Source organism: Pelagimonas sp. KU-00592-HH, from assembly GCF_040369695.1.
Classification (GTDB): domain Bacteria; phylum Pseudomonadota; class Alphaproteobacteria; order Rhodobacterales; family Rhodobacteraceae; genus Shimia.
Genome location: NZ_BAABWM010000001.1, coordinates 1131509 through 1147367, shown reverse-complemented (window position 1 = coordinate 1147367; position 15859 = coordinate 1131509). Strand labels below are relative to the sequence as shown.

17 protein-coding genes and 1 riboswitch are annotated in these 15859 nt (G+C 61.3%); of the genes, 13 read left to right on the top strand and 4 right to left on the bottom strand.

The window, feature by feature from the left end; genetic code table 11:
- Window positions 1-162: 162 nt before the first annotated feature.
- Window positions 163-1464 (bottom strand): aminotransferase, encoded by a 1302-nt coding sequence (locus ABWV42_RS05555; RefSeq protein WP_353339225.1) that lies wholly within the window; start codon window positions 1462-1464, stop codon window positions 163-165.
- Between the two features lie 95 nt (window positions 1465-1559).
- On the opposite strand from ABWV42_RS05555, the gene ABWV42_RS05550 reads away from it, so the two are divergent.
- The gene (locus tag ABWV42_RS05550) at window positions 1560-2483 is read left to right on the top strand and encodes a LysR substrate-binding domain-containing protein (protein WP_353339224.1); all 924 of its coding nucleotides are present in this window, start codon (window positions 1560-1562) and stop codon (window positions 2481-2483) included.
- A 133-nt stretch (window positions 2484-2616) separates the two neighbouring features.
- Window positions 2617-2892, top strand: a complete 276-nt coding sequence (locus ABWV42_RS05545; protein WP_353339223.1) for a helix-turn-helix transcriptional regulator — start codon at window positions 2617-2619, stop codon at window positions 2890-2892.
- A gap of 110 nt (window positions 2893-3002) precedes the next feature.
- On the opposite strand, the gene fabA is transcribed toward ABWV42_RS05545, so the two are convergent.
- Complete coding sequence (gene fabA, locus ABWV42_RS05540; RefSeq protein WP_353339222.1) at window positions 3003-3512, bottom strand: bifunctional 3-hydroxydecanoyl-ACP dehydratase/trans-2-decenoyl-ACP isomerase; 510 nt, start codon at window positions 3510-3512, stop codon at window positions 3003-3005.
- A 195-nt stretch (window positions 3513-3707) separates the two neighbouring features.
- Between fabA and irrA the strand changes: the two genes are divergently transcribed.
- Entirely contained in the window at window positions 3708-4124 is a 417-nt protein-coding gene (gene irrA / locus ABWV42_RS05535) for an iron response transcriptional regulator IrrA (protein ID WP_255107347.1), read from the top strand.
- 134 nt (window positions 4125-4258) lie between these two features.
- Window positions 4259-5245: an NADPH:quinone reductase gene (locus ABWV42_RS05530; protein ID WP_353339221.1), complete on the top strand. Its 987-nt coding sequence runs from the start codon at window positions 4259-4261 to the stop codon at window positions 5243-5245.
- A gap of 92 nt (window positions 5246-5337) precedes the next feature.
- Here the strand turns inward: ABWV42_RS05530 and ABWV42_RS05525 are convergent, their stop codons facing one another.
- Together ABWV42_RS05525 and ABWV42_RS05520 are read right to left on the bottom strand one after the other, a co-directional pair.
- The gene (locus ABWV42_RS05525; RefSeq protein WP_353339220.1) at window positions 5338-5979 is read right to left on the bottom strand and encodes a hypothetical protein; all 642 of its coding nucleotides are present in this window, start codon (window positions 5977-5979) and stop codon (window positions 5338-5340) included.
- Between the two features lie 17 nt (window positions 5980-5996).
- Window positions 5997-6866, bottom strand: coding sequence for a hypothetical protein (locus ABWV42_RS05520; protein ID WP_353339219.1), 870 nt, complete (start codon window positions 6864-6866; stop codon window positions 5997-5999).
- 109 nt (window positions 6867-6975) lie between these two features.
- Between ABWV42_RS05520 and miaB the strand changes: the two genes are divergently transcribed.
- The 9 genes from miaB to ABWV42_RS05475 all read left to right on the top strand — a co-directional run bounded on the left by miaB (window position 6976) and on the right by ABWV42_RS05475 (window position 15821).
- Window positions 6976-8310, top strand: a complete 1335-nt coding sequence (gene miaB / locus ABWV42_RS05515) for a tRNA (N6-isopentenyl adenosine(37)-C2)-methylthiotransferase MiaB (RefSeq protein ID WP_353339217.1) — start codon at window positions 6976-6978, stop codon at window positions 8308-8310.
- Between the two features lie 234 nt (window positions 8311-8544).
- A complete protein-coding gene (locus ABWV42_RS05510; RefSeq protein WP_502930948.1) occupies window positions 8545-9126 on the top strand; it encodes an OmpA family protein in 582 nt (193 codons plus the stop codon).
- 12 nt (window positions 9127-9138) lie between these two features.
- Window positions 9139-9435: a hypothetical protein gene (locus tag ABWV42_RS05505; RefSeq protein ID WP_255107332.1), complete on the top strand. Its 297-nt coding sequence runs from the start codon at window positions 9139-9141 to the stop codon at window positions 9433-9435.
- Window positions 9436-9583: 148 nt separating this feature from the next.
- On the top strand, window positions 9584-10624 hold the full coding sequence (locus ABWV42_RS05500) for a PhoH family protein (protein ID WP_255107331.1): 1041 nt from the start codon (window positions 9584-9586) through the stop codon (window positions 10622-10624).
- 65 nt (window positions 10625-10689) lie between these two features.
- Window positions 10690-11193 (top strand): rRNA maturation RNase YbeY, encoded by a 504-nt coding sequence (ybeY, locus tag ABWV42_RS05495; RefSeq protein WP_353339216.1) that lies wholly within the window; start codon window positions 10690-10692, stop codon window positions 11191-11193.
- Between the two features lie 31 nt (window positions 11194-11224).
- Window positions 11225-12109 (top strand): hemolysin family protein, encoded by an 885-nt coding sequence (locus ABWV42_RS05490; RefSeq protein ID WP_255107322.1) that lies wholly within the window; start codon window positions 11225-11227, stop codon window positions 12107-12109.
- Window positions 12102-13586: an apolipoprotein N-acyltransferase gene (gene lnt, locus ABWV42_RS05485; RefSeq protein WP_353339215.1), complete on the top strand. Its 1485-nt coding sequence runs from the start codon at window positions 12102-12104 to the stop codon at window positions 13584-13586. Before ABWV42_RS05490 ends, lnt begins: the two co-directional genes overlap by 8 nt.
- A gap of 33 nt (window positions 13587-13619) precedes the next feature.
- A riboswitch (SAM-SAH riboswitch) is annotated at window positions 13620-13668 on the top strand.
- 6 nt (window positions 13669-13674) lie between these two features.
- Window positions 13675-14856 carry a methionine adenosyltransferase gene (gene metK, locus ABWV42_RS05480; RefSeq protein WP_255107318.1) on the top strand — a complete coding sequence of 394 codons (1182 nt, stop codon included), beginning with the start codon at window positions 13675-13677 and terminating at the stop codon, window positions 14854-14856.
- Between the two features lie 104 nt (window positions 14857-14960).
- Window positions 14961-15821, top strand: a complete 861-nt coding sequence (locus tag ABWV42_RS05475; protein ID WP_255107317.1) for a bile acid:sodium symporter family protein — start codon at window positions 14961-14963, stop codon at window positions 15819-15821.
- The last annotated feature ends 38 nt before the right edge of the window (window positions 15822-15859 follow it).

Here is a 15859-nt window from a genome sequence, read left to right as displayed (position 1 = left end):
AATTCGGAGAGCGCCAATTTCATGTCCTTGACCTGATAGATCACTTCGACGCGGCTTCGGCGAGACAGAAGGCAACAACTGATCAGTCTTGAGGTGGCCTAAGGACATTACGGCGCTGCCGCGGTGGAGTGCAGCAGCGTTGTGATGACCTGAAGTTTTGCGTCAGCCCGTCACCTCGCGGATTGCGTCGGACATGGTTTGCATGATGGTGTCGATGTCGTCTTCGGTGCAGATGTAGGGCGGGGCGATGGCGAGGACGTCGCCGATGATGCGGAAGAAGACGCCGCGGTGTTCGGCCTCCTGTCCGATCCGTTTTGCAAGGTCGGGGCCGTAGCGGCCGTCGGTTTCGAATTCGACGGCGGCCAGCATGCCGTTGCAGCGGGTGTCGAGGACGCCGGGGAGGGATTTGATGTCCTTAAGCTGGGCGGCGATGCGGGCCCCAAGGGATTTCACGTGGGCCGGCAGGTCCATCTCTTCATAGATGTCGAGGCATTCCAGCGCGACGGCTGCGCCGACCGGGTGGCCGCCGTAGGTGACCCCGTGGCCGAAGGTGCCATAGTCGCCAGCACGTATCGCGATGGTGTCGCGCACCGTGTCGGTCATGGCGACGGCGGACATCGGGAAGACCGAAGCGGTCATCTGTTTGGCCATTGTCATCATGTCGGGCGCGATGCCGTAGGTTTCGCAGGCGAACCATTCGCCCGTTCGGCCGAAGCCGCAGATGATCTCGTCGGCGATCAGCAGGATGTCGTGGCGGCTGAGGACCTCCTGGATCTCGGCCCAGTAGCCCTCGGGCGGCAGGATCACCCCGCCCGCGCCCATCGCCGGTTCGCCGATGAAGGCGGCGATGGTGTCGGGATCTTCGCGGCGGATCAAGTCGTCGAGTTCACGTGCGCGGCGCTTGGAGAAGTCGATTTCGCTTTCACCCGGATGGGCGTCGCGCAGGTGGTGGGGGCGTCCGGTGCGCAGTACGTCTGCCAGCGGCAGGCCAAAGCCGTCGTGGCAATAGGTGAGACCGGTGAGGGCGGCGCTCATCTGGCCGGAGCCGTGGTAAGCCCCCTCGCGGGCGATGAAGCGCCGCTTCTCAGGCTTGTCGCGGGCGGCCTGATAGTAGCGGGCAAACTTGGCCGCGGTCTCGACCGCCTCGGAGCCGGAGGTGCCGAAGAAAAGGTGGTTCAGGGCACCGGGCAGGCGCGCGGCAAGGCGTGCGGCCAGCCGGTCTGTGATCTCGGGGGTGCGGCCCATGAAGGAATGGTAGTAGGCAAGCTCCTGCATCTGCGTGTCGAGGGCGCAGCGCAGGCGGTCCGGCGTAAAGCCAAGCGAGGTACACCAGAGCGCCGAGACCGCATCAATATAGGCCTTGCCCTCGGTATCGAAGACGCGGATGCCGTCGCCTTTGGCGAACCGCTTGGGGGGAGAGGTTTCCGCTGCGATGGGATCGGTGAAGGGGAAAAGCTGTGTCACGGGAGGCTCCGGTCGGTCGAGTGTTGGGATGAGCTTTACGCAGTCGAAATATTCAGTCAAATTCGAAAAAGTTGTGCTTTTAAGTCGGTTTGCTCATGTCTAAATTCCGCCTTCCCAATCTGAACGCCCTGCGGGTTCTGGCCGAGGTGGCCCGCTATCGCAGCTTTACCAAGGCAGCGGAGAGCCTTGGCGTGACGCAATCGGCGGTCAGCAAGCAGGTTGCCGCGCTGGAGGCCGAGCTGGGGCAGCCGCTGTTTGTCCGGTCGCATCGCAAGATTGAGATCACGGCCTTCGGGCGGCGGGTGGCGGACCTTGCGGACGGGGCCTTTGCGCAGATCCGGGCCGGGCTGCGCGAGGAGGAGGCCGGGGCACCGGATCAGATCGCGCTGTGGGGGGATGCGGATTTCATCGAGCTGTGGCTGTTCCCGCGTCTGCATCGTTTCGAGGCGCTGCATCCCGAGATCAGGATTTCCATCTCGGTGCAGGTGGGCATGAACAGGCCGCCCCAGGGACGGTATGATTGCGCGGTGATCTGGGGACGTGGCGGCTGGGCCGGGTGCCGATTTGCGCCTTTCCTGACAAACAGTGTGTTTCCCGTGGCCGCGCCGGGGTTCTTTCATCACCTCGACCGGGCTCCGGCGCTTTCGGACATTCGGGAACAGCATCTGATCCACGACCAGAGCGCCTATTGGTGGCGGGCCTTCCGCGAGGCCGCCGGGGCGCGGTCGTTCAACCCCAACGCGGGCCGGATCTATAACCGGTCGGCGCTGTGTCTCGAGGCGGCGGTGCGGGGGCATGGCATCACCATCGGCGACGAGGTCACGACGCGCGAGCATATCGAGCAGGGCACGCTGGTCTGCCCGTTCGAGGCGCGCCTGCCGTCACCGGATGCCTACTATATCGCTCAGCCGGAAGGCGGGCGTGAGACGCCGTCGCTGACCACATTCCTGACATGGCTGGAGCACGAACGGGACGCGCACCGCCAGTTTTTCCAGAGGTTCTGGGAGGGGCGGGGGTGAGAGGCAGGTGCGTGTTTCCCGCGTGCGTGAGCCCGCAGCTTGCAATTTTTCCTGCGACGTGGTCTTCGCACCCGGTGCGAAACGAGGCATCGGGGCCAAGCGGAACGGATGCCGGACAGGAAGGACTGTGCCGATGACGGCTTTGATGATTGACCCGAACGCCCTGAAGAGCGTGCGCAAGGCACGCAAGCTGGGCCGCCCCCGTGTGGCGAAGGAAACCGGTTTGAGCGAACGGCAGATCGCGCGGCTGGAAGGTGTTGGCTCAAAGGGCGGAGACGTGCCGCTCGCGGCAGCGCTGCGTCTGGCCCATGTGTTGCAAGTGCCGGTGGAGACTCTGACCGGTGAGTTGCAGGTGTCGGATGCCTATCTCGCGCCTGCTGCGAAGCCGAGTTGTAGCTGCTGCGGGTGAGGCTGGCCACGCCGCGTGCTTGGCACCGTGTCTCGTGTTCGGTTGCATGGTGAACACAAAGAAAAAGAGGCCCGTGGACCTCTTTCTCGATGTCTCTGTGACGGGGTGGATCAGCTCTCGGAGAGCGCCACTTTCATGTCCTTGACCTGGTAGATCACTTCGCCATCTGCTTCGACGATGCCGTCGGCGACGCCCATGGTCAGGCGGCGGGTCTGGATCGCCTTGGTGAAGTCGATCTTGTAGGTCAGCATCTTGCGGTCGGGGCGGACCATGCCGGTGAGTTTGACTTCGCCCACACCCAGCGCATAGCCGCGACCCAGCCAGCCGCGCCAGCCGAGGTTGAAGCCGGTCAGCTGCCACAGGCCGTCAAGACCAAGGCAGCCGGGCATGATCGAGTTGCCGGGGAAGTGGCAGTCGAAGAACCACAGGTCGGGGGTGATGTCGAACTCGGCCAGAACGTGGCCTTTGCCGTGGGCACCGCCATCTGCGGAGATCTCGGTGATGCGGTCCATCATCAGCATCGGAGGCGCCGGAAGCTGTGCGTTGCCGGGGCCGAAAAGCTCGCCGCGCGCGCATTTCAGCAGGTCTTCTTTGTCGAAGCTGGTTGGATAGTCGGCCATGCTGGCTGCCCTCGTTAGTCTGGTTTTCTCAGGTTATGTCCCCTCTAACACCGCCCATGGCGCTCCTGCAAGTGTGGCCGTGTCATGAGGGTGTCATGAAGAGGGCGAGGGGTGCAGGCTGGATTGCGAGTGATTTTCAATTGAAAATGGGGGGCGTGAGGCTTTATATTGGCGTGTGAACAAAGGAAAGCCCGCATGACCACGCAAGCGATCGACAATGGAACCAACTGGCTGGCCAAGGCCGGTTTGCGCCCCACGCGACAGCGCGTAGCCCTGGCTTCGCTTCTGGTTGGCGACGGGATGGACCGCCATGTGACCGCCGAGAGCCTGTTTGCCGATGCGCGTGAACATGGCGAAAGTGTTTCGCTGGCAACGGTTTACAATACCCTGCGGGCGTTTTGTGATGCCGGTCTGATGCAGGAGATCACGGTGGATGGTTCGAAGAGCTATTTCGATACCAACACCCATGACCACCCGCATTTCTTCTGGGAAGATGACCGGGTGCTGACCGATGCGCCGGCCGAGCAGCTCGAGATTCAGCGCCTCCCGGATGTGCCGGAGGGGGCCGAGATTTCCAAGGTCGATGTGGTGATCCGCCTGCGTCGCAAGTGATGTGATCGCGGATTTGCGATGGGAAGGGGCGCTGGGCGTCCCTTTTTTGTTGCGCCCGGTGAGGCGGAACGCCGCGTCTGTCTTGGCAGTCCGCAAGGGGCGTGCAAGGGTGCGCCCAACAGGAGGAGTTTCCCATGAAAGCAGTTGTTTACCGCGCGTTCGGATTGGCAGAGACGGCCCTTGGCCTGGAAGAGTTGGATACGCCTGTTCCCGACACGGGCGAGGTACTGGTGCGGGTGGCCTTTTCGGGGGTGAACCCATCGGACTGCAAGGCGCGGGCGGGGACGCGCCCGGGCGTGACCAAACCGGCGTTTGAGGAGATCGTGCCGCATAGCGACGGCGCTGGCGTGATCGAAGCGGTGGGTGCGGGCGTTGATCCGGCCCGCGTGGGAGAGCGCGTGTGGATCTGGAACGGCCAGTGGCAGCGGGCCTTTGGCACGGCGGCAGAGTATATTGCCCTGCCCGCGGCACAGGCAGTGGCCCTGCCGGAAGGTGTCTCGCTGGAGGTGGGCGCGGTTCTGGGCATTCCCGGCCTGACGGCGGCGCATTGCGTGTTTGGTGCAGGTGATGTGGCGGGCAAGACGGTGCTGATCAACGGCGGTGCGGGCACCGTGGGGTATCTGGCGGTGCAGCTTGCGAAATGGGGTGGTGCGACCGTGATCGCGACCGGATCGCCGCGTGATTTCGACCGGATGCGGGGGGCTGGTGCGGACCACGTGATCGACTATCGCAGCGCGACGCTGGCGGCGGATGTTCTTGCCGCCAATGGGGGCGCGCTGATCGACATGGCGGTCGAGGTGGAATTCGGTATCAATGCAGGCATGCTGGCCGAGGTGATGGCCCCGAACGCGCGGGTGGCGATCTACGGGTCGGCCAAGGACATGGCGCCGGAACTGCCCTTCGGGCCGATGCTGTTCAAGGCGCTGACGCTGGATATCGTGCTGATCTACATCCTGCCCGATGCCGAACGCGCAGAGGCAATTGCCCGCCTGCACGGCGCGCTTGCGGATAGCGCTCTGGAGGTGCCTGTCGAGACCGTCTTTGCGCCAGAAGACGCCGCAAGGGCGCATGAGGCGGTGGAAGCCGGCGGGCGCGCAGGCGCGGTGTTGGTGCGGTTCTAAAGGGGGTAAGGCCTTTCGAAAGGCCTTACCAAGCCGTTTGGAAACGGCTTGGGGTGTTTTGTTGAGAGGAACGTTCTTGGGTGAACGTTGGTCTATTCTGGTTTTGCGGGTACACAATCGTGCGGATTGGGCAAACCGTAAAAGGGCTCGAAGCGGTTTTTATGGAAGCTGAAATGCACATAACATCCGTCAATCATGGCGATGGCATGTGGCGATTTGCCGAATTCCTTTCCGTGGTCCGACAGGGTTTTGAAAACGCTTTTCCGGAGAAGTCTTTCAGCTTGCAGCTCGGCGGCCTTCGTTTCTATGTGTCGTTTTAGAGTCTGATCGGCAACCCAGAGGGCGGAGTAAAAGGCCGCGATGGCGATCAGGGGCCAGATGAGGCCGAGTTTCCAGCCAAGTGCTTTTCGGGTGAGGAATGCCGCGCCAAGCACGATTGCGCCGAACGACAAGAGGAAGGTCCAAATCAGAGCCGGAAAGACTCTTGTTGTATCGAAGAGAACACCGAATACAAACAGGGTGCTCGGGGGGAATAGAAGAATGCCGGTGCTAAACGGCGTGTAGAGAAACCATGTGGTCGCGCCCAAGAAAGCCGTGCATTGAGCGAGAAGAAACCACAACGTGTAAGGTTTCGGAGCGATGCGTCCCTTGTTGCGTAGGAAAGATACGATCAACGGGCACCACCACAGCGGAGCGAGTAGCATGCAGCCAAAAATGTAGATCACTTCGCCCATTTGCTATGAAGCTGTGTTCAGAACCACTGTCCCGGTTCCATCAGGCCGAGGTCGAGGAGCTGGCGGGAGTGCCATTCGAATGGCACGGAGTTGTGCCAGGTGAAGGAGCGGATGTCGAAGGTGCTGCCAGGGTTGGTCTTGAGCGCCTTGGCGGTGCGGAAGGAACAGACGGCGGCGGTCAGGTTGTTGTGCCATTCGCAGCTGTAGGTGTTGTATTCCTCGTCACTGAAGGTGAAATCCGGGCGTAGCTGCAGATCGGGCTTGGACATGAACAGCGAGATCCGGTCGATCTTGCGGCGTTCGGCGGGGATGTGTTCCTCGTAGCGCCAGCGCAGGCCGCCGTAGAAATCGAGTTGCCGTTCCTTTGGGTGGTTGTGGTTGGCCGTGTCGGGGCGTGCGAGGGCGTAGTAGCCCGATTTGTCGAGCATCGCGTGATCCAGCGAGACGGCGTCAGGGTAGCTGTCGAGGTCGTTGGCATAGAGGTCGATCACGTAGGTGAGCATGGCGTAGCGGCGTTCTTCCATGTGGAAGGTGGCCATCTCGCTCACGTTACGCGATTCGCAGAAGGGGAAGAACAGGTATTCGGCATTGAAGCAGTAGTAGAGCCAGATGCCCGGTGCGGCCTCGATGATGGTGTTCACGGTGTCGATCATGACCTGCCCGGTGGGACGGTCTTCACGGATGCGGATCACGCGATCGGTGATGTCTTCGGGCAGGGTGTAGGCGTCAGGCATGAACACCAGGACTGCCTTGAAGCCAAGCTCAAGGTGATGGCGCAGCGTGGTTTCCAGCTCGATCCGGTCTTCGGCAAAGATCAGGGCGACCGGACCCTTGGCCAGGGTCTTGGTGTCCGTGTCCAGAAACTCTTTCAGGGAACCGTATTTCATGAATGCCTCTGCTCTTATTGGCGACAGATTCGGGGAAATCGTCGTGCATTGCAAGCCATACCCTTTTTGATGTAGGGAAGCGCCCTGAAACCGCGATGGGACCGGGCACATGGCCGATACGAAGAAGCTTTATATCAAGACCTATGGCTGTCAGATGAACGTCTATGACAGTGAGCGCATGGCAGAGGCCATGGGCGGGGCGGGTTATGAGACCACCGAAAGCCCGGATGACGCGGATATGATCCTGCTGAACACCTGCCACATTCGCGAAAAGGCGGCAGAGAAGGTTTATTCCGAGCTGGGCCGCTTCAAGGGTCTGAAGGCCGAGAAGCCGGACCTGAAAATCGGGGTTGCGGGCTGTGTGGCGCAGGCGGAAGGCGAAGAGATCATGCGGCGCCAGCCGCTGGTTGACCTCGTGGTTGGTCCGCAGGCCTATCACCGTCTGCCCGAGATGGAAGCCAAGGCGCAGGGTGGCGAAAAGGCGCTGGACACGGATTTCCCCGAGGAAGACAAGTTCGAGAAGCTGAAAGGCCGTGCCAAGGCCAAACGCGGACCGACCGCGTTCCTGACGGTTCAGGAAGGCTGTGACAAGTTCTGTGCCTTTTGCGTGGTGCCCTATACCCGCGGGGCCGAGGTCAGCCGTCCGGTTGAGCGGATCGTGGGTGAGGCGCGCGACCTTGTGGAGCGGGGCGTGCGCGAGATCACCCTGTTGGGGCAGAACGTGAATGCCTATCACGGGGCCGGCCCCGGTGGCAGCGCGTGGTCGCTGGCCAAGTTGATCTGGGAGCTGGACAAGGTGGATGGCCTCGAGCGTATCCGCTTTACGACCAGCCATCCCAACGACATGATGGACGACCTGATCGAGGCGCATGGCACCTGTGAAAAGCTGATGCCCTATCTGCACCTGCCGGTGCAGTCGGGATCGAACAAGATCCTGAAGCGGATGAACCGCAGCCATGACCGAGATAGCTATATCAAGCTGATCGAACGCATCCGTGCCGCGCGTCCGGATATCCTTTTGTCGGGCGATTTCATCGTTGGCTTCCCGGAAGAGACCGAAGCGGATTTCCAGGACACGATGGACCTTATTGAAGAGGTGAAATACGGGCAGGCGTTCAGCTTCAAGTATTCGCCGCGTCCGGGCACGCCGGCGGCGGAACGGGATAGCGTGATGGTGGATGATGCGGAGGCTTCGGATCGCCTTTATCGCCTTCAGGCGCTGATCACCAAGCAGCAGCGCGAGATCCAGGACAGCATGGTTGGCCGCGAGGTGGGTGTGTTGTTCGAAAAGGCGGGCCGTTTCGAAGGCCAGATGGTGGGCAAGTCCGACTATCTGCACGCGGTGCACGTGGCAGATGCGAATGCAGCGGTTGGCGATCTCAAGCGCGTCAGAATCGTTGAAAGCGGTGCCAACTCGCTCAAGGGCGAAGTGATCGGCGATTGATCGCGGGCTGGAAACAATCGCGCGGCCTGCGCGCGGTTGTTGTTTAAGCGTTGGTTAATGATCCGTGAAAACCGCTGTTTCGGCGGGCGCGGAAACACAATGTTGCCACATTAACCTACCAGATGTTGTGAATAGTTCTTCACAGACTCTCTAAATTTGCTACAGTAGGGGCCATTAAGATTAGGGTCGATTTGCGCTTTTTCCAGCCGCAGTTGACCAGAGTATGGCGAGGATATTGCTGTGGCGAACAAGACGATTAAGAAGGCGCGGGCCACACTGGGAGGAGCGGCAGCCATCTGTTTGGCGCTGGTGTCTCTTGCTCAGCCCGCAGCTGCACAGAACACACGGACCGTTCTTGGTCAGGAGTATGTGCCGACGGTCTGGATTGATCCGGATGGATGTGAACACTGGGTGATGGACGATGGCGTCGAGGGCTATATGACGCCCCACGTGAACCGTCAGGGTATTCCGGTGTGCCGTCGCGGCAATGTCTGCGGCGTGATGAACTCGGATCAGTTCTTTGCAACCGACCGGTATTCGATCAATTCGGCGAACCGCCAGCGCCTGGCGCAGTTCTTCCAGAACGCGACCGCCTCGGCCTTTATCATCGCGGGACACACCGACAGCCGCGCGAGCGACGAATACAACATGCGTCTGAGCTATAACCGCGCCAACGCGGTGGCCAAGATCGCCCGTTCGACAGGTGCGCGCGTGATTGACGTGCGTGGCTATGGCGAGCGGATGCCGCGGGCGTCGAACCGGTCCGCCGGTGGCATGGCGCAGAACCGTCGCGTTGAAATCATCTGCATCCGCTAAGGGGACACTGAAATGAAACTTGTACGTGGACTTCTTCTGGTTGGGGCAGTTGCCGCCGTTGCGGCCTGTGACAACAAGGTCGACAAAACTGTCGACCGCGGATTTGACAGCAAGCACCTGAGCCAGCTGAAAGGCGGTATCTGGGTTGATCCGAACGGCTGTGACCACTGGATCATCGACGACGGTGTCGAAGGGTATCTCTCGCAGCGTCTTGACCCTTATGGCAAGCCGGTCTGTTCGGGAACGGCCCCTCCGGGCGTCGCCACCGGGCCGTTCAAGAAGGGCTCGGCGTTCAAAGACCAGATCTGATGTCTGGTGCTTCCCATTCCAAAGGCCGCGTGTTTCGACACGCGGTCTTTTTTTGTGACCTTTCCGTGAAAAGTGATGCCGCGCGACTTGCGTATCCGCGCGTGAGTTGGCACCATTTTGGAAAGTCGTTTGCCAACAGGAGAGTTGATTGGCCACTGGTGTTCTGACCCCGCCGCCCGCATCCGAAAATCCAGCCGAGGTATTGGTCGAATTTCCGGACAACAGATTGCTGATCGACCTGTGCGGAGAGTACGACCGCAACCTTGCAGACATTGAACAAAAACTTTCGGTACAGATCGTGCGCCGTGGCAACCAGCTTGCCGTGCATGGCGAGGAAACGGCTCAGAAAGAGGCCGTTGAGGTACTTGAGGCGCTGTATGAGCGGCTGGAAAGTGGCAAATCGGTCGAACATGGCGATATTGATCGCGAAATCCGCATGGGTGGCTCGGAAGAGGGCACCGGTGCGCGCGAGGGCGACCAGCTTGAGATGTTCAAGGGCGGCCCTGTCGAGATCAAGACGCGCAAGAAGCTGATCGAGCCGCGCACGGATGCGCAGAAGGCCTATGTGCTTTCGCTGTTCAACAACGAGCTGGCGTTCGGGATTGGCCCTGCCGGGACCGGCAAGACCTATTTGGCGGTGGCCGTTGCGGTGGCGATGTTCATCGAGGGGCATGTGGATCGCATCATCCTGTCGCGTCCTGCGGTGGAGGCGGGCGAGAAGCTGGGCTATCTGCCCGGTGACATGAAGGATAAGGTCGATCCCTATATGCAGCCGCTTTACGATGCGCTGAACGATTTCCTGCCGGGCAAGCAGTTGGCCAAGTTGATCGAGGAAAAGCGGATCGAGATTGCGCCGCTGGCCTTTATGCGGGGGCGGACGCTGGCGAATGCCTTTGTTGTTCTGGACGAGGCGCAGAATGCCACGACCATGCAGATGAAGATGTTCCTGACCCGTCTTGGCGAAGGGTCGCGCATGGTGATCACGGGCGACCGCAGCCAGGTTGACCTGCCGCGCGGGGTGCCGTCGGGGCTTGCCGATGCAGAGCGGCTGCTGAAGTCGATCCCGAACATCAGCTTCAACTATTTCACCGCCAAAGACGTGGTGCGTCACCCGCTGGTGGCGGCGATCATCGAAGCCTATGACGCGGATTCGCAAAAAGAGATGGCGAAGCGCGCGCAGAAGGCTTAGGGGCTGCCTCGGATTTGTAGGACGCAAGGGGGCGTGCCTTTGTGCGCCACCGAGAGAGGCTCTGGATGCTGACCGATACGATTTTCGAGGATGACCGCTGGCAGGCGCTGGGCTTCGAGGCGCTGGCCGAAGCGGCGGCGCAGGCGACTTTGGCGCATCTGGAGATTGACGCGGCAGACTTCGAGATTGCGGTGCTGGCCTGTGATGATGCGCGGATTGCAGAGTTGAACGCGGATTTTCGCGACAAGCCGACGGCGACCAACGTGTTGAGCTGGCCTTCGGAAGAGCGCGGCGCGCAAGAGGATGGCGGGGTGCCCGAGCGGCCCGAGGTGTCGTTTGAAGGCATGCCGGAAGAGCTGGGCGATATCGCGATTTCCTATGACACCTGTCTGCGCGAGGCCGAGGCGGCGGGCAAACCCGTGGCCGATCACGTGACACATTTGATGGTGCACGGGGTTTTACATTTGCTGGGGTATGACCATATCCGTGACCTTGATGCCACTCTGATGGAGGGGATCGAAAGCGTGATACTTGGCAAAATGGGTCTTCCTGACCCATATAGAGAGTGACCGGGGGCAAACCCCTTGATGGAAAGGTAAAATGGGCGACAGTACCGACGGGTCTTCTAACGCAGCGCTGAGCGCGCAGCCTTTGGCCCCAACACAATCGAAACCCGGTTTCTTTGGCCGGATCGTCAAGGCGCTGGGTGCCTCTGACGAAAATGATATCGAGCCCCAGGAGACCGCGGATACGCCGCGCCCCCAGACCCATGGCATGATCAACCTGCGCCGGATGCGGGTTGAGGATGTTGCCATCCCCAAAGCCGACATCGTTGCCGTACCCGATGACATCAGCAAGGAAGAGCTGGTGCAGATTTTCCGGGACAGCGGGTTTACCCGTCTGCCGGTCTATTCGGGCACGCTGGATACGCCGAGCGGATTTGCGCACCTCAAGGACGTGGCGCTGCGCCACGGATTCAACGGGTCGGGCGGGTCGTTTGATCTTGAGGCGATGTTGCGCCCGTTGTTGTTCGTGCCGCCATCGATGTCGATTGGCGTGCTGCTGACCAAGATGCAGACCGAACGCCGGCACATGGCGCTGGTGATCGACGAATATGGCGGCGTGGATGGGCTTGTGACCATCGAAGACCTGATCGAACAGGTGATCGGCGAGATCGAAGACGAACACGATGTGGACGAGGCCGAGCACTGGGTGCAGGAAATGCCCGGCTGCTATCTGGCGCTTGCCAAGACGCCGCTTGAGGATTTCGAGGCCGAAATCGGACGCCACCTGACCACCCATGACGAAGTGGATGCCGAGGATGTGGAAACCCTTGGCGGGCTGGTCTTTACCCTGTCGGGCCATGTGCCCGCGCGGGGCGAGGTTGTGGCGCATCCGGACGGGACCGAGTTCGAGGTGGTGGACGCAGACCCGCGCCGGATCAAGCGCCTGCGGGTGCGACTGACCGAGGCGCAGGATGGCTGAGAGCCGGGTGGCGCGATGGTGGGCTGAGCGCACGCCGCGCCACAGGTTCGCACTTCTCCTTGGACTGGGGGGCATAACGGCGCTGGGACAGGCGCCGTTTTCGCTGCCGATTTTCACCTTTGTCGGCCTTGCTCTGGGGATGCTGTGTTTTTCTCGGACAACGCACGTGTGGCAGGCGTTCTGGACGGGGATTGCCCTTGGCACCGGGTATTTCGCGGTGGCGCTGCACTGGATCGTAGAACCTTTCCTTGTTGATCTGGCGCGGCACGGGTGGATGGCCCCTTTTGCGCTTGTTCTGATGGCGGTGGGTATGTCGCTGTTCTGGGGCTGGGCCTTTGCGTTGGCGCGCGGGGCGGGACGGTCGCTTTGGTTGCTGGTGGTGGCCTGGGCGGGGATGGAGCTTTTGCGCGCCTACCTGTTCACCGGGTTTCCGTGGGCGATGCCCTCCTACGTACTTGTAGATGGCATGCTGGGGCAGGGCGCGGCCTGGCTCGGGTCACACGGGATGAATCTCGTGATGTTCGCGGCGCTGTCGCTTGTGGTGCAGGTGCGTGCGGTGTCGGTGGTTGGGGCAGCAGTTCTGATTGCGGGGCTGTGGCCTGTGCCGCAGGGGACGTTGATTGCCGAGGACGCGCCGGTTGTTCGGGTGATCCAGCCCAATGCACCGCAGCGCGAGAAGTGGGATCCGGCGCATATGCAGCGGTTTTTTGATCGCGCGATCCTTGGCACGGTGGCCGGACCGGAGCGGCCGGATGTGATTGTCTGGCCGGAAACCTCGGTGCCTGCGCCCCTTGGGCGTGCGCCGAATTCGATGGCCGCGATTGCCTCGGCGGCGCAGGGGGTGCCTGTGGTTTTGGGGATGAACCGTATCGACGGTCAGCGGTTTTTCAACGCGGCGGTTCTGATGGGGCGCGATGGTGCGGTGGCGGATGTCTATGACAAGCACCACCTTGTGCCCTTTGGTGAATACGTGCCCTTTGGCGACCTGATGGCGCGGTTTGGCATTCATGGCATGGCGGCGCGGGACGGGGGCGGTTTCTCGGCTGGCAGCGGACCGCGGCTGATCGAGATCGAAGGCGTCGGCAAGGCGCTGCCGTTGATCTGTTACGAGGTGGTGTTCCCGCAGGATGTGTTTGCCGTGGATGAGCGGCCCGAACTGCTGTTGCAGATTACCAATGATGCGTGGTTCGGGAACTTCTCGGGGCCGTTCCAGCATTTGCAGCAGGCGCGGGTGCGGGCGATCGAAATGGGGCTGCCGCTGGTGCGGGCGGCGAATACGGGGGTGTCGGCGGTGATTGATCCGCGCGGGCGGGTGCTGGATTTCCTGCCGCTCAACACGCATGGACACCTTGATATCGCCCTGCCCACGGCAAGTGCGGCGACGCTTTACAGCCGGACGGGGGACATGCCGCTTATGGTGATCTTGATTTTGCTCAATGCCGGTTTGCTTGGGATCGCTATACGCAATAGGCATTGACCTATTCCAACTTGGCGCGTAAGGCCTCAGATGGTGTTGTCACAACGGCTTCCTGGCGTGGCGACGGATTTCTAATGGAGCACATCTCATGAGCAGACAGAACTACACCTTCACCTCGGAGTCGGTTTCCGAGGGGCATCCCGACAAGGTTTGCGACCGCATTTCCGACGCGGTGCTGGATGCCTTCCTCGCGGAAGAGCCCGAGGCGCGTGTCGCTTGCGAAACTTTTGCCACCACCAACCGTGTGGTGATTGGCGGCGAGGTTGGTCTGTCTGACCAGGACAAGCTGCATGAATACATGGACCGCATCGACGAGATCACGCGGGCCTGTATCAAGGACATCGGCTATGAGCAGGACAAGTTCCACCACGAGACCGTGGAAGTGACCAACCTGTTGCACGAGCAGTCGGCGCATATCGCACAGGGTGTGGATGCGGCGGACAACAAGGACGAGGGCGCGGGCGACCAGGGCATCATGTTCGGCTATGCCACGACCGAGACCCCGGCGCTGATGCCCGCCCCGATCCAGTACAGCCACGCGATCCTGCGTCGTCTGGCGGAAGTGCGCAAGAACGGCACCGAGCCGGCGCTTGGCCCGGATGCGAAATCCCAGCTGTCGGTGGTTTACGAAGGCGGCAAGCCGGTTGGCGTAAGCTCGATCGTTCTGTCGACCCAGCACCTTGATGCGGCGCTGTCTTCGGATGACATCCGCGCAATTGTCGAACCCTATATCCTTGAAACCCTGCCGGAGGGCTGGGTGACTGCGGATACCGCATGGCACGTGAACCCGACCGGCAAGTTCGTGATCGGCGGTCCGGATGGCGACGCGGGCCTGACCGGCCGCAAGATCATCGTGGACACCTATGGTGGTGCCGCGCCGCACGGTGGTGGTGCGTTCTCGGGGAAAGACCCGACAAAGGTTGACCGTTCCGCAGCCTATGCCGCGCGTTACCTTGCCAAGAACGTGGTTGCCGCTGGCATGGCCGAGAAATGCACCATCCAGCTGTCCTACGCGATTGGTGTTTCTGCACCGCTGTCGATCTATGCCGACACCCATGGTACCGGTTCGGTTGAGGCGCGTGACATCGAGGCCGCGATCCCGCAGGTCATGGATCTGACCCCGCGCGGCATCCGGACCCACCTTGGTCTGAACAAGCCGATCTACCAGCGCACCGCTGCCTATGGTCACTTTGGCCGTAACCCCAGCGACGACGGTGGCTTTAGCTGGGAGCGCACCGATCTGGTTGAGGCGCTGAAAAAAGCGGTCTGATCTTTCAGACAAACTGACATTGAGGGCCAGAGTGTTCCGTAGCGGAATGCTTTGGCCCTTGTGCTTTCCTGTGGCAGGTTGTCCCGGAACAGGGAGGAAATCACATGTTGCTTGACGTGGCTTTGCCGCTTTCGCTGGCGTTCATCATGTTTTCGCTGGGCTATGGCCTGACGTTTGCCGATTTCGGGCGGGTATTTGCCATGCCCAAGGCGGCGCTGTCGGGGATTGTGTTGCAGGTATGCGTGGTGCCTGCGGTGGCTTATGGGCTGTTGCAGTTGGTGAACCTGCCGCCTGCGCTGGCTTTTGGTGTGATGATATTGGCCTTTTGCCCAGGTGGGGTGACATCGAACATCCTGACCAAGCTGTCGGGGGGCAATGTGGCGCTTTCGATTACCCTGACTGCGGTGGTGAGCCTGATGTCGGTGGCGACGGTGCCGGTACTGGTGGGATGGGCTTCGGATGCCTTTCTGGGGGCGGCGGCGCCGGATCTGAACGTGACGGCGATTGCCTTCTCGATGTTCGCGATTACGGCGATCCCTGTGCTGATCGGCCTTCTGGCGCGGTTTCTTGCGGGATCAATCGCGGATCAGACAGAGCCGACGGTGACGCGGGTGGCGCTGATCCTGTTCGTGGTGATCGTTGTGGCGGCACTGGCGACGAACTGGCAGCTGTTCCTTGAGAACGTGGCGTTGTTGGGGCCGCTGTTGATGGCGATCAACGCGATCCTTCTGGTGCTTGGCGTTGTGATCTCGCGGGTGATCGGGCTGTCTGGCGCGGACGGGCTTTGTATCTCGGTCGAGATGGGGGTTCAGAACGCGGCGCTGGGCATCACGGTGGCCGGTCTTGTGGCGCAGGTGGGGGGTATCCCGGAATTTGCTGTGCCCGCCGCAGTATATGGGATCACCATGTATATCGTGACCATTCCGGGCATGTTCCTTTTGCGCAGGATTTTCGGCAGAGCTTGACTGGGGCTGCGCAAACGGGCACATGCCTTCCGGATTTG

What these genes read in the sequence shown, in the direction of transcription:
- ABWV42_RS05550 (WP_353339224.1), top strand. Translation starts at nt 1,560, where the DNA reads ATGTCTAAATTCCGCCTTCCCAATCTGAACGCCCTGCGGGTTCTGGCC.
- ABWV42_RS05545 (WP_353339223.1), top strand. Translation starts at nt 2,617, where the DNA reads ATGACGGCTTTGATGATTGACCCGAACGCCCTGAAGAGCGTGCGCAAG.
- fabA (WP_353339222.1), bottom strand. Translation starts at nt 3,512, where the DNA reads ATGGCCGACTATCCAACCAGCTTCGACAAAGAAGACCTGCTGAAATGC.
- irrA (WP_255107347.1), top strand. Translation starts at nt 3,708, where the DNA reads ATGACCACGCAAGCGATCGACAATGGAACCAACTGGCTGGCCAAGGCC.
- ABWV42_RS05530 (WP_353339221.1), top strand. Translation starts at nt 4,259, where the DNA reads ATGAAAGCAGTTGTTTACCGCGCGTTCGGATTGGCAGAGACGGCCCTT.
- ABWV42_RS05525 (WP_353339220.1), bottom strand. Translation starts at nt 5,979, where the DNA reads ATGGGCGAAGTGATCTACATTTTTGGCTGCATGCTACTCGCTCCGCTG.
- ABWV42_RS05520 (WP_353339219.1), bottom strand. Translation starts at nt 6,866, where the DNA reads ATGAAATACGGTTCCCTGAAAGAGTTTCTGGACACGGACACCAAGACC.
- miaB (WP_353339217.1), top strand. Translation starts at nt 6,976, where the DNA reads ATGGCCGATACGAAGAAGCTTTATATCAAGACCTATGGCTGTCAGATG.
- ABWV42_RS05505 (WP_255107332.1), top strand. Translation starts at nt 9,139, where the DNA reads ATGAAACTTGTACGTGGACTTCTTCTGGTTGGGGCAGTTGCCGCCGTT.
- ybeY (WP_353339216.1), top strand. Translation starts at nt 10,690, where the DNA reads ATGCTGACCGATACGATTTTCGAGGATGACCGCTGGCAGGCGCTGGGC.
- ABWV42_RS05490 (WP_255107322.1), top strand. Translation starts at nt 11,225, where the DNA reads ATGGGCGACAGTACCGACGGGTCTTCTAACGCAGCGCTGAGCGCGCAG.
- lnt (WP_353339215.1), top strand. Translation starts at nt 12,102, where the DNA reads ATGGCTGAGAGCCGGGTGGCGCGATGGTGGGCTGAGCGCACGCCGCGC.
- metK (WP_255107318.1), top strand. Translation starts at nt 13,675, where the DNA reads ATGAGCAGACAGAACTACACCTTCACCTCGGAGTCGGTTTCCGAGGGG.
- ABWV42_RS05475 (WP_255107317.1), top strand. Translation starts at nt 14,961, where the DNA reads ATGTTGCTTGACGTGGCTTTGCCGCTTTCGCTGGCGTTCATCATGTTT.